General features: G+C 75.9%; 11 protein-coding genes and 1 pseudogene. 5 read left to right on the top strand and 7 right to left on the bottom strand.

All coding sequences use genetic code 11. The annotated features are described in order from the left end of the window. Positions 1–100: 100 nt before the first annotated feature. From C8E97_RS31120 to C8E97_RS31130, 3 genes are all read left to right on the top strand, one after another. Complete coding sequence (locus C8E97_RS31120; RefSeq protein ID WP_121009274.1) at positions 101–2,500, top strand: sigma-70 family RNA polymerase sigma factor; 2,400 nt, start codon at positions 101–103, stop codon at positions 2,498–2,500. Positions 2,501–2,535: 35 nt separating this feature from the next. Beyond that, entirely contained in the window at positions 2,536–3,051 is a 516-nt protein-coding gene (locus tag C8E97_RS31125; RefSeq protein ID WP_211347307.1) for a GtrA family protein, read from the top strand. A gap of 61 nt (positions 3,052–3,112) precedes the next feature. Then, the gene (locus C8E97_RS31130) at positions 3,113–3,631 is read left to right on the top strand and encodes a GtrA family protein (protein ID WP_121009276.1); all 519 of its coding nucleotides are present in this window, start codon (positions 3,113–3,115) and stop codon (positions 3,629–3,631) included. Between the two features lie 90 nt (positions 3,632–3,721). On the opposite strand, the gene C8E97_RS31135 is transcribed toward C8E97_RS31130, so the two are convergent. Beyond that, positions 3,722–4,486 (bottom strand): inositol monophosphatase family protein, encoded by a 765-nt coding sequence (locus tag C8E97_RS31135; protein WP_121009278.1) that lies wholly within the window; start codon positions 4,484–4,486, stop codon positions 3,722–3,724. A 32-nt stretch (positions 4,487–4,518) separates the two neighbouring features. Here C8E97_RS31135 and C8E97_RS31140 point away from each other — a divergent pair, with 32 nt between their 5' ends. Beyond that, a complete protein-coding gene (locus C8E97_RS31140) occupies positions 4,519–5,190 on the top strand; it encodes a response regulator transcription factor (protein ID WP_211347167.1) in 672 nt (223 codons plus the stop codon). Then, positions 5,190–6,464, top strand: a complete 1,275-nt coding sequence (locus C8E97_RS31145) for an ATP-binding protein (RefSeq protein WP_121009280.1) — start codon at positions 5,190–5,192, stop codon at positions 6,462–6,464. The genes C8E97_RS31140 and C8E97_RS31145 overlap by 1 nt, the downstream gene beginning before the upstream one ends. A gap of 130 nt (positions 6,465–6,594) precedes the next feature. Here C8E97_RS31145 and C8E97_RS35650 read toward each other — a convergent pair. The 6 genes and pseudogenes from C8E97_RS35650 to C8E97_RS31175 all read right to left on the bottom strand — a co-directional run. Then, positions 6,595–6,843, bottom strand: a pseudogene (locus C8E97_RS35650) (hypothetical protein); the annotation flags it as partial. Further along, on the bottom strand, positions 6,840–9,701 hold the full coding sequence (locus C8E97_RS36635) for a glycohydrolase toxin TNT-related protein (RefSeq protein ID WP_121009284.1): 2,862 nt from the start codon (positions 9,699–9,701) through the stop codon (positions 6,840–6,842). The gene C8E97_RS36635 and the pseudogene C8E97_RS35650, both read right to left, overlap by 4 nt. A gap of 17 nt (positions 9,702–9,718) precedes the next feature. Then, entirely contained in the window at positions 9,719–10,027 is a 309-nt protein-coding gene (locus C8E97_RS31160) for a WXG100 family type VII secretion target (RefSeq protein ID WP_121009286.1), read from the bottom strand. After that, positions 10,024–10,461 carry a YbaB/EbfC family nucleoid-associated protein gene (locus tag C8E97_RS31165; protein ID WP_121012790.1) on the bottom strand — a complete coding sequence of 146 codons (438 nt, stop codon included), beginning with the start codon at positions 10,459–10,461 and terminating at the stop codon, positions 10,024–10,026. Before C8E97_RS31165 ends, C8E97_RS31160 begins: the two co-directional genes overlap by 4 nt. Positions 10,462–10,643: 182 nt before the next feature. Continuing rightward, a complete protein-coding gene (locus C8E97_RS31170) occupies positions 10,644–11,573 on the bottom strand; it encodes a hydroxymethylglutaryl-CoA lyase (protein ID WP_121009288.1) in 930 nt (309 codons plus the stop codon). Next, positions 11,560–12,090 (bottom strand): PH domain-containing protein, encoded by a 531-nt coding sequence (locus C8E97_RS31175; protein ID WP_121009290.1) that lies wholly within the window; start codon positions 12,088–12,090, stop codon positions 11,560–11,562. Before C8E97_RS31175 ends, C8E97_RS31170 begins: the two co-directional genes overlap by 14 nt. Between the last annotated feature and the right edge of the window lie 2 nt (positions 12,091–12,092).

Here is a 12,092-nt window from a genome sequence, read left to right on the forward strand (position 1 = left end):
TCCGCCATGACGGCACAACGGCTCGTCGGTTGGGGGGTTCCTGGTGACGGCCCGCCACCCCGTGAGTCACACTGGGCGGCGCGCGAGGAGGGGAAATCACGTGGCGACCGTTCCTGCTGACGTCCAGGGACCGAGCGACGCGGAGCTGATCGACTCCGTGCGCGGCGGGGCGACCGACGCCTACGGCCAGCTCTACGAACGCCACGTGGGAGCGGCCTACAACCTGGCCCGCCAGCTCGCGCGGTCGTCCGCCGAGGCCGACGACCTGGTGTCCGACGCGTTCGCGAAGGTGCTGGACACGCTCCGGGCCGGCCGCGGGCCGGACTCGGCGTTCCGCGCCTACCTGCTGACCGCGTTGCGGCACACCGCGTACGACAAGACCCGGCGGGACCGGAGGGTCGACCTCGCCGACGACGTCACCGCCGTGGCCGGCGCGACCGAGGCGACGTCCGTGCCGTTCCGGGACACCGCCGTGGCCGGCCTGGAGCGGTCGCTGGCCGCGCGGGCGTTCGCCCGGCTGCCCGAGCGCTGGCAGACCGTGCTGTGGCACACCGAGATCGAGGGCCAGTCGCCCGCCGAGGTCGCGCCCCTGCTCGGGCTGACCGCGAACGGCGTGTCCGCGCTGGCCTACCGCGCCCGCGAGGGCCTGCGCCAGGCGTACCTCCAGGTGCACCTGGCCGAGACCACCGCGGACCGCTGCCGCGCCACCGTGGACCGGCTGGGCGCGTGGACCCGCGGCGGGCTGTCCAAGCGCGAGACCACCCAGGTCGAGACGCACCTGGACGAGTGCGCGGACTGCCGCGGGCTGGCCGCCGAGCTGGCCGACGTGAACGGCGCGCTGCGCGGGTTCATCGCACCGCTGGTGCTGGGCACCGGCGCGGCGGGCTACCTGGCGACGACGGCGTCCGCCGCGAAGGCCGCCACGGCCGCCGCCGTCGGGGCGGGCGCGGGGGCAGGTGGCGCGGCGAACGCGGCGGGTTCCGTGCCTCGGCAGCTCTTCGGCGCGGCGGTCTCGGCGGCGGTGCTGGTGATCGCCGTGACGATCGGGCTGGCGTCCGGCGGCGAGCAGGAGACGCCCGTCGCGCGGAGCGTGCCGCCACCGGCGACGAGCGCGACCCGGTCACCGCAGCCGTCGGTGCCGCCGCTGCCGTCGCCGCCGACGCAGGACCCGCCGGCCACGACGACCGAACCCCCGGCGACCACCACGCAGGCGCCCACGACCACACCCGTGCCGACGACCACACCGGCGCCGACGACCACGCCCGCACCGACGACCAGCGCGTCACCGGGACCGACACCCACCCCTTCACCCGAACCGGAGCCGGAGCCCGAACCGGAACCCGAGCCGCCGGTGCTGGTGCCCACGGTGCCCAGCGGGTTCACGCTGACACCCGACTCACCGCCGGTCGACCTGCCGATCACCGTGCGCAACACCGGCGGGACTGCCTCGGAGCCCGCCACCGCGGCCCTGACGCTGCCGCCGGGCGTCCGGTCGGTCGGGCCGGCCGCGTCGCTGACGGGCCTCGGGCTGCTGCGGCTCGACGGGGCGGCCGACCGGACCGTGGACTGCCCGGCGGGCGGCGGCGCGATCACCTGCGCCGCGCCGGGCGGCATCCCGCCCGGCGGGTCGGTGACCTTCCGGTTCCGCCTGCGCGCCGACCACGACGCGACCACCGGGCTGATCACCGGCACGGTCAGCGCGGGCTCCGCGATCTCCGTCGGCATCCGGGTGGACGTGGCGATCCGGCCCGCCGACGACGACCTCGACCTCCAGGTCCGCAAGGGCCACCACGGGCACTGGGACCCGCGCCTCGACATCAAGGCCACCAACACCGGCGGCCGGGCGGGCAGGCTGGAGCTCGTGGTCGAGTCCGACCGCCACGTGGTGCTCGTCGCCCTGCGCCCGGACTGCCACCGGACGCGGCACCGGGTCGTCTGCGCCGAGCACCTCGACCGCGGTGAGGCGTTCCGCCTGTCGGTGTGGGCGCTGGGGCTGCCGTTCGGGGGCGGCACCGTGACCGTCACGGCGACCCTCGGCTCGGCGTCGAGGACCGTCGAGGTGCCCGTCCACCCGCACCCCGGCCACGGCGACACCCCGGAGCGGCCCGCCGCGCCCGGCGCGCCGACGACCACCAGCCCACCGGCCACCACCGCACCGGCCACCACCGCACCGGCCACCACCCCGCCGACCGCGCCACCGCCCGCCGGGGACCCCTCGCCCGGCGACCCGACGGAGCCCGGCGAACCCGGTCGGACCACCGATCCCGGCCCGCCGCCCGACCCGACCCAACCCGGCTCGCCCCAGCCCGGCCCGCCCACCGGCACGACCGAGCCCGGCGCGCCGCCCACGACGACGCCACCGCCGCGGACCGCCGAGCCGCCGCCCGCCACCGAGCCGCCGCCCGCGCGCCCGGGGCCGCCGTGCGCACCGCTGCCGCCGTGGTGGCCGCCCGGACAGCGGGACCAACTGCCGCCGGGCACGTGCCCGACCCCTTGGTGATCGCCCCGCCGCGCCGCCGGTAGGCTGCCCCGGTGCTGCCAGTCGTGCGCAGGATCTTCAGCGGGCTACCCGAACCGGTGCGCTTCTTGATCAACAAGCACCGCGAGCTGATCAGGTTCGCCGTCGTCGGCGGCACCACGTTCGTCATCGACAACGGCATCTGGTACGCCCTGAAGCTGACCGTCCTCCAGGACAAGGTGGTCACGGCCAAGGCGATCGCCGTGCTGGTCGCCGTGATCGCGTCCTACGTGCTCAGCCGCGAGTGGTCGTTCCACACCAGGGGCGGCCGGGAGCGCCACCACGAGGCGGCGCTGTTCTTCCTCGTCAGCGGCATGGGCATCGGCGTGAACCTGCTGCCGCTGTACGCCTCGCGGCACGTGCTGGACCTGCACAGCGAGGTGGCCGACTTCGTCAGCGGCTCGGTGATCGGGATGCTGCTCGCGACCGCGTTCAAGTACTGGTCGATGCGCAAGTTCGTGTTCCCGGAGGCGGGCGCGCGGCCGTCCGTGCGCACGCTGCGGGTCGTGCCCGAGCAGCGCGACGTGGCCTGAAACACGCGCCGGCAAGGTCGTCTGAACAGCGCTTTCACCCGTCCTCCGTAAACTCGGCCGGGTGTCCGTAGTCGAGAACTTCGTCCATCGCCTGCCCGAACCGCTCCGGTCGCTGGCCCTGCGGCACCGGGAACTGGTCAAGTTCGCGGTGGTCGGCGGCACGTGCTTCGTGATCGACACGGCGATCTTCGTGACGCTGAAGACGACGATCCTGGTCGAGAAGCCGGTGACGGCGAAGGTCGTCGCGACGCTCGTGGCCACCATCGTGTCGTACGTGCTCAACCGCGAGTGGTCGTTCCGCACGCGCGGCGGGCGGGAGCGGCACCACGAGGCGGCGCTGTTCTTCCTCGTCAACGGCGTGGGGATCGGCCTCAACTCCCTGCCGCTCGGCGTGTCGCGGTACCTGCTGCACCTCCAGGAGCCGCACCTGAGCCGGTTCGGGGAGGAGGTCGCGGACTTCGTCAGCGCCCAGATCATCGGCACGCTGATCGGGATGGCGTTCCGCTGGTACGGGTACAAGAAGTGGGTGTTCCCGGAAGCCGACGCGCGGCCACGGGCGAAGAAGTCCTACGACTCCTGACCACGGGCGACCCCCGGCCGCCCGACCCGCTCGAAGTCCCGACCCGCCCGCCGCCCGCGCCGGGCCGCCTCGACCCGCCGTCCCCGACCCCTACCCGCGCAACAAGCCCAGCGCCGCGTCGTGCAGGTGACCGTTGGTGGACAGCACGTTCCCGCCGTCGAACCGCTCCACCCCGGACAGGTCGCTGAACCGACCGCCCGCCTCGCGCACCAGCACCTGGAACGGCGCGACGTCCCACGGGTTCACGATCGGCTCCGCGGCCACGTCGATCGCGCCCTCCGCCACCAGGCAGTGCTGCCAGAAGTCGCCGAACGCCCGGTTCTCCCAGCACGCGTCCGCCAGCCGGAGGTAAGCCTCGCGGGAGTGGTGCTCGACCCACGTCCCCAGGTGCGTGGTGGACAGGTACGCGTCGGACAGGTCGCGCACCCCGGACACCCACACGCGCCGCTCGCCCGCCGCGTCCAGGGTGAACGCGCCCTCGCCCGCGGCGGCCCACCAGCGGCGGCCCAGCGCCGGCGCGCTCACGACGCCCACCCTCGGCTCGCCGTCGACCACGAGCGCGATCAGCGTCGCCCACACCGGCACGCCGCGCAGGAAGTTCTTCGTGCCGTCGATCGGGTCCACGACCCACGTCCGGCCCTCGCCCACCGCCCCACCGCGCTCCTCGCCCGCGACGCGGTCGCCGGTCGGCGCGAGCACCTCGCGGATCGCGTCCTCCACGGCCACGTCGGCGTCGGTCACGGGGGTGCGGTCGGGTTTGCTCTCCACCACCAGGTCGCGCGCGCGGAAGCGCGCGGTGGTGATCGCGTCGGCGGCGTCGGCGAGTCGGAGGGCCAGCGTCAGATCGGTGGACACGCGGGGATCGTGCCACGCCTACGCTGGGTGCCGTGAGCGTGGTCTTGTTGGCCGAGGACGACCCGGCGATCGCGGAACCCCTCTCCCGCGCGTTGCAGCGGGAGGGGTACCAGGTGCAGGTGGTCGGCGACGGTCCCCACGCCCTGGACGCGGCGGCGCACGGCGGCATCGACCTCCTGGTGCTCGACCTGGGCCTGCCCGGCATGGACGGCCTGGAGGTGTGCCGCCGGCTGCGCGCCGCCGGGCGCGGCATCCCGGTGCTGATGCTCACCGCGCGGTCGGACGAGGTGGACTTCGTCGTCGGGCTCGACGCCGGCGCGGACGACTACGTGGCCAAGCCGTTCCGGCTGGCCGAGCTGATGGCCCGCATCCGGGCCCTGCTGCGCCGCCGCGCGCCCGGCACGCTGGAGGTCAACGGCGTGCGGATGGACCTCGCCGCGCGGCGCGTCACCGTGGACGGGCATGAGATCCAGCTGGCCAACAAGGAGTTCGAGCTGCTGCGCGTGCTGATCCAGCGGGCCGGCCAGGTCGTGCACCGGGACGAGATCCTGTCCGAGGTGTGGAACGACCCGGAGCTGAAGAGCAGCAAGACGCTGGACATGCACATGTCGTGGCTGCGCCGGAAGCTCGGCGACGTCCGGTCGGTGGAACGCCGCATCGCCACCGTGCGCGGCGTCGGCTTCCGCTTCAACACCGCCGACTGATGCGCAGCCGGATACTGCGGGCCATCCTGCTGGCCGTCGCGGTCACCGGGTTCGCCCTCGGCATCCCCCTCGGGCACACCGCGCTGCGGCTGGTGGAGGACGGCGCGCGCGGCGACCTCACGGAACGGGCGCAGCGCATCGCGGCGGCGATCGACGACCAGATCGCGTCCGGGCGGGCGATCAGCCTGGAGAAGGTGGCGGTCGCCGTGCCGGAGGGCGGGCACCTCGTCGTGTCGGCCGCGACCGGGCAGCAGGAGCTGGGCAGGTCGCCGGGCGGCGACGCGCTGAGCGTCGAGGTGCCGATCGCGCAGCAGGGCCACGTGCGGCTGGAGGTGTCGTCCCGGCAGATGCACACGTCGCAGTACCAGGTGGCGGCGCTGGTGGTGCTGCTCGTGGTGCTGTCGGTCGGCACCGGGACCGTGGTGGCGACCGTGACGGCGCGCAAGCTGGCCATGCCGCTGCGGCACGTGGCGGTGCGGGCGGCCCGCCTGGGCGCGGGCGACTTCCGGCGCGACGACCGCAGGCACGGGGTGCCCGAGCTGGACCTGGTGGCCGACGCGCTGGACCGGTCGGCGGGCGCGCTGGCGTTGCTCGTGCAGCGGGAGCGGGAGCTAGTCGGCGACGTGTCGCACCAGCTGCGCAGCCGGCTGACCGCGTTGCAGCTGCGGCTGGAGGCGTTGGCGGAGCACCCGGAGCCGGACACGGCGGCCGAGGCGCGGGCGGCGCTGGAGCAGGCGGAGCGGCTCGCGGAGGTGCTCAACGAGCTGCTCGCGGCGGCTCGCGCGGCGCGGGCCGTCGGCGCGGAGCCGCTGGACCTGCGCGTGGAGCTGTCGGCGATCGCCGAGGAGTGGCGGGAGCCGCTGCGCAGCGTCGGGCGGGCGCTGCGGGTGCGGGTGCCGGAGGGCCTGCTGGCCCGCGCCACGCCCGCGCGGTTGCGGGAGGCCATCGGGGTGCTGCTGGACAACTCGCTGCGGCACGGCGAGGGCCAGGTCGTCGTGTCCGCGCGCAGCGACGAGGGGACCGTGGTCGTGGAGGTGGCCGACGGTGGCGCGGGCGTGCCCGACGAGCTGGCCGGGCACATCTTCGAGCGCGGGGTGTCCGGTGGCGGGTCGACCGGTGTCGGGCTGGCGCTGGCGCGGGCGCTCGTCGACGCCGACGGCGGGCGGCTGGAGCTGTCCACCGCGCGGCCGGCGACGTTCGCGGTCTACCTGCCGGTGCCGAAGGCCGACGACGTGGTGGGCGTGACCTGGCGCTCGGACCTCACGCCTCGGTAGGGGGCGCGGACGGCACGGGCTCCGGGCGGTGCGCTTGGGTCGACGGTGCGGCGGCCGTCGGTGCGGCGGCGGTTGGTGCGGCGGCGGTTGGTGCGGCTGCCGTCGGTGCGGTGCGTTCCTGGTCTGGTCGGGGCAGCAGGCCGACCGCGCCGCGCACGACCTGCGCCCACACCAGGCGGCCGAACAGGTAGTGGCAGGCGACGTCCTCGCTGGTGAACCGGGCCCAGTCGTACCGGTTGCCCTGTTCGCGCCAGAACACCTCGACGCCCTCGTCGTCGGCCACGAGGCACCAGGCGTTGTCCGCCTCGGCCCCGATCGACACGACCTCGGCGGGCACCCCGACGGCCAGCAGCCACCCCTGGATCGACTCGGCGTTCAACGGATCTCCTCCAAGTGCCCCAGCGCGACCAGGTCGGCGACCGGGTGGGTGGTCCGATAGCGCACCCCGCCACCGGTCTGGCCGAACCACTGCGCGGACAACGTGAACCACACCGGCAGCTCCCGCGCGACGCGGTAGCGGTGGTACCCGGCCGCCAGCGCGGCGGGCGGCAGCGACCGGTTCGTGAACGGCGTGCCCGCCTCGGACAGGACCCGCCCCTCGGGGCCGCCGAACCGGTCCAGCTCGACGCCGACCGCGAGGACGCCGGGCTGCCCCGCCTCGTACCCGCCCTCGGGGAACAGCTCGGCGGGCGGCCACGCGTACTCCGGCGGGTCGAGCCGCACGAGGAACCGCCGGTCCCAGTCCCGCTCGTGCATGCCGGCCTGCGGGTCGTAGCCGTCGGTCAGCGCCGGGTCGGGTTCGACCGGTGGCCCGAGCCGCGGCCTCGGCCGTTCGCGCGCGGACACGTCGACGAGGTGCCCGTCGGGGTGCCCCTGCGGCTCGAACCGGAGACCGGGCGCGAAGTCCCGATCCCCTGGCGGCACGGGCAACTGCCGGGCGGGCTCGGACCGGGCGGGCGGCAGCACGCCGCCGGGGAACATGTACAGGTGGAGCAGCGCGGCGGCTTCGCTCGTCGGCCGCGCGTCCCGCGCGGGGCGCTGCGGCGGGCCGACGAGTTCGGTGGGCACCACCGCACCCGGACCGGTCCCGATGACCCCCGACATGGAGCGGAACGGCGAACCGGCCGCCCGAACACCTCGGGACGGCACGCCCCCGGTCCCCACGACGCCGTGGAACCCCTGCCCCGTGCCGCCGAGCCCTTGCCCCGCACCAGCGGGTCCCTGTCCCGCACCACCGGGCCCGTGCGCCGTGCCACCGGGCCCCGGAACGCCCGTGATCCCCTGTGCGGGCGGGGCCCCCTGGCCGGGTCCGCCGCGCACCACCGTGTCGCGGCCCGCGCCGAGCGGCAGCACCGCGACGCCGAACGCCAGTTCGTCGCGCGACTTCGCCGGGGCGTCCGGCCGGGCGGCGTCCTTGGCGGCCTGCGCCACGTCCTTCGCCGGCGCGCCCTGCCCGGCGTCCTTGGCCTGGCCGCTCGGGTTGCCCTGCCCGCTGTGGTTGCCCTGCGCGGGCTGGCCGCCCGGTTGGCCGGGCTCCTTGAGCGGAAGCTGACCGGGACCGCGCTGGTCCGCCCGCTGGCCGCCCTGCTGCGCCGCCTGGGGCTGCTGGCCGGACGACGGCTGCCCCGTCGCCTGCTGGTGCGCCGCGCCCGGCTGACCCGCGCCCGACTGACCCGGCACCGACTGGCCCGGCACCGACTGGCCCGGCACCGCGCCGGTCTGCGCCGGTGCTCCCGTCGACGCACCCGCGCCGACCGCACCCGCGCCGAGCGCACCGCCCGCACCACCGACCGGGCCCGAGGGCACGCCACCACCGGGTCCACCCGATCCACCGAAACCGGGCACCTGCGGCCCGTTCGCACCCGGCGCGGGAGCGATGGGCTGCTGAGGGGCGGGGGCGTGCGCGTCCACCGGGAGCACCGGGCGGTCCAGCACCGCCGCCGCCGAGGACGTCACCGTGTCCGCGGCCCGACCGACCGTTTCCACGACCGGTCCGACGTGGACCGGTCCGCCGCCCACGACCGGCGCGCCGACCGGACCAGGCCCGTTCCCGTGCCCCGGAGCGCTCCCCGGCCCATGAACCGGTCCGTGGCCCTGCCCATGACCCGAGCCCTGGCCGGGGTCCGGCGCGTGGCCAGGGCCGTGGTCGGCACGTCCGGGAGCGATGACGTCCGCCGCGCCCTCCACGGTGCGGTCCACCGCCTCCACCGCCCCGTGCACGACGTCGCCGGCCGTGTCGAGCACCGGGTCGACCACCGCGCCGACGGTGTCGGTCACGCCGCCGACGACGCCACCGACCAGGCCGCCGCCCCCACCGCCGCCGTCCCCACCGCCGCCGCCCAGGACGGCCCCGAGCAGACCGCCACCCCGGCCACCGGACCGCCCTTCACCCGACTGGTCCCCGCGACCGCCCTGCCCCTCGCCCTCGCCGTCCTGACCCGCACCGGAAGAACCGCCGCCCGGACCATCGCCGCCCTGTCCGTCACCGCCCTGACCGTCACCGCCTCGGCCATCCCCGGACGGACCACCGCCGCTGAGCAGGTCGCCCACCAGCCCACCGCCGGACCGCCCGTCCTCGCCACCGCCGAGCAGCCCGTCCAGCAGGTCACCGACCAGGCTGCCCTCACCGGACCGGCCCGGACCGCGCCCCGGCGCGCCCTCGCCCGGCACACCGGACCCGTCGGGCCCGTGGACGCCGGGGTTCGCGTGCACCGGGTTCCCGCCGACGCCGATCTCCACGCCGGAGTCGAGGCGGATCGCGTCGGCCAGGGTGCTCGCCAGGTGGCCGACGTTGGCCGCCGCCGCGCGCACCAGCGCGTCCAGGCCGAGCAGCGCCGCCGGGTGGCCTGCCGCCGCCGCCCGCGTGGCGGCGTCGTGGTTCTTGGCCAGGTCGACCAGTTCCCGCACCATCTCCACCTTGGCCGCGCCGACCTGCCGGGCCGCGTGGTCGAGCCGGTCGGCGGCGGCGTGGCACCCGCGGACCACCTGGTCCAGGCGGCCGTCGGGCGCGGTGAACGCGTTCCAGTGGCCGCGCGCCGCGTCGCCGGTCGCACCGGACATCGCGGCCAGCGCCTTGGTCGCCGAGCCGTCGGACTCCCCGGCGAGCGTGCCGAGCTTCGCGCCCGCGTCCCGCCAGGCGGCGGCCGACGAGCGCAGCGCGTCCTCGTCGGCCTGCGGCCAGGCGACCCCGGCCTTGGCGGCGACCTCGGCGAGTTCGGCCGGCAGCTCGATACCCATGTCGGTGGCCCCCTGTGTCAGATCGCGCCGAGCGCGGTGCCGTTGCCCTCGTCGACCTCGCGGTAGGTGCGCGCGGTCTCGGCGAACCGGTCGCCGACACCGCCGAGCGCCTGCCCGAGGTCGCCGATCCCGGTCAGCGCCTCCGCCGCCGGGCGCACGTGCGACGACGCGAAGCTCCGGCCGACCGCGTCGTCGCCCCAGCACGCGCCGAACGAGTCGAGCGCGCCGCCGAGGTCGCCGAAGATCCGCTCGGCCCGTTCGGCGTAGTCGCCGAAGTCGGCCGCGCCGGCGGCGAGCTTGGCGAGGTCGGTCCGGAAGCCGGTCATCTCGTCCCCCCGTTGAGCCAGTCGCGCTGGTCGAAGTCCTCGTCGTCCTCGACGACCCGGGGTCGGGCCACCGGCGGCGCGACCTCCTCCGGCCGCAGGTCGGCCGTGCCGCGCACGAGCGCCTCCGGGTCGGTGCCGGCGGGCAGCACCGACCCGAGCGCCTGGTAGGTCCGCTCGGCGGCCCGCGCGGCGGCGTCCTGCGCGGTACGCACGATCAACTGCGCCAGCCGGTCGGGGCGCAACCGGTAGGCGGCCTCGGTCAGCTCCAGGTCGGTCAACGTGCCCCGCGCGCCGACCGTGGCGGTCACCGCGCCGTCCGGGCTGGTCGCCGACGCGCTGATCACCGCCAGCTCCCGCTGCACGGACGCGAGCCGGTCGCGGCTGCGGCGGTAGTCGGCCAGCAGCTCGTCGACCCGGGCGCGGTGATCGGTCACGGCCACCTCCGGTCTGCACCGTCGCCGGGCATGGTCGTCGGTCGCGCGTTGGACGTCGCGACGCGAGCGCCGGTTCCCACCGGCCGTCGGCGATTTTCCGCCACGCGGCCGGAACACGGCGGACGCCGCGCCGAGACGGACACCGACGAACCACCGTTCCGGGACGGGTCGCCGACGAACCGTCAGCCCCGCAGGGCCCGCACGACCCGCGACGGGCTGGGACGGCCCAACCGCTCGGCCATCCACGCGCTCGTGTCGCACAGCTTGTCCAGGTCGACGCCGTGCGCGATGCCCAGGCCGTCGAGCATCCACACCAGGTCCTCGGTCGCGAGGTTCCCGGTGGCGGACTCCGCGTAGGGGCAGCCGCCGAGCCCGCCCGCCGACGAGTCGACCGTCCGCACGCCCGCGAGCAGCGCCGCGTAGGTGTTGGCCAGCGCCTGCCCGTACGTGTCGTGGAAGTGCACGGCGAGCCGGTCGACCCGGTCGAACGCGCCGATCAGCGCGGTGACCTGGCCGGGCGTGGCGACGCCGATCGTGTCGCCCAGCGACAACTGGTCGCAGCCCAGGTCGAGCAGCCTCTTGGCGACACCGACGACCTGCTCGCGGGCGACCGGGCCCTCCCACGGGTCGCCGAAGCACATCGACACGTACCCGCGGACGCGCAGCCCCTCCGCCCGCGCCCGCGCCACCACCGGGTCGAACATGGCGAACTGCTCGTCCAGCGACGAGTTGAGGTTCTTGCGCGCGAACGTCTCCGTGGCGCTGGCGAAGATCGCGATGTGCTCGACGCCGGCCCGCAGCGCCCGGTCCAGGCCGCGCTCGTTGGGCACCAGCACCGGGTACGCGACACCGGGCCGCTTGGTCAGGCGGGCCAGCAGCTCCTCGGCGTCGGCCAGCTGCGGCACCCACTTCGGGTGCACGAAGCTGGTCGCCTCCAGCACGGTGCCGCCCGCGTCGGCGAGCCGGTCCAGGAACTCCAGCTTGACGTCGACGGGCACGATCGCGCCCTCGTTCTGGAGGCCGTCGCGGGGGCCGACCTCCCAGATGGTGACGCTCTCCGGGAGCCCTTCGCCCACGACCCGGTCCGGCAGTCCGATCTCACGCGCGCCCATCGATGACCCTGTCCTCCGGCCGGAAGTCGTCGTCCGGGTTGTCGTTGATGCCCCGGTGCAGCGCGGCGTGCACCCGCTCCACGCCGGGGATGTCGTCGAACTCCAGCGGCTCGTGCGACGCCGACTCGACGAACAGCGTGCCGCAGCCCAGCACGCGGTCGAACGGGCCGTGCTCGAACCGCACGCCGTCGATGCGCGCCAGCGGGATGTCCAGGCCGGTGCGCTTGAGCACGCCCTCCCGGTACATCACGCGGTCGGTGGTGACGACGAAGTGGGTGGTGCGCCAGCGCAGCGCGGGCGCGAGGGTCAGCCACGCCACGAGGAGGAGCACCACCGCGGCGAGGACGGCCCTGGCCGTGGACGTCCAGGGCAGCCCGGACACCAGGCCGGCCAGCCACGCGCCGCCGCCGACCACGAGGAGCAGCGCCAGGACCGGGGCGAGCAGCACCTTCCAGTGCGGGCGCCGGTGCAGCACGACGTGCTCGCCGGGGCGGAGCAGGTCGTCCGGGTAGGCCACGA

It is taken from the genome of Saccharothrix australiensis, from assembly GCF_003634935.1.
Classification (GTDB): domain Bacteria; phylum Actinomycetota; class Actinomycetes; order Mycobacteriales; family Pseudonocardiaceae; genus Actinosynnema; species Actinosynnema australiense.

Coding starts and splice junctions, on each gene's coding strand:
- C8E97_RS31145 (WP_121009280.1), top strand. CDS start 5,190: ATGCGCAGCCGGATACTGCGGGCCATCCTGCTGGCCGTCGCGGTCACC.
- C8E97_RS36635 (WP_121009284.1), bottom strand. CDS start 9,701: ATGGGTATCGAGCTGCCGGCCGAACTCGCCGAGGTCGCCGCCAAGGCC.
- C8E97_RS31160 (WP_121009286.1), bottom strand. CDS start 10,027: ATGACCGGCTTCCGGACCGACCTCGCCAAGCTCGCCGCCGGCGCGGCC.
- C8E97_RS31170 (WP_121009288.1), bottom strand. CDS start 11,573: ATGGGCGCGCGTGAGATCGGACTGCCGGACCGGGTCGTGGGCGAAGGG.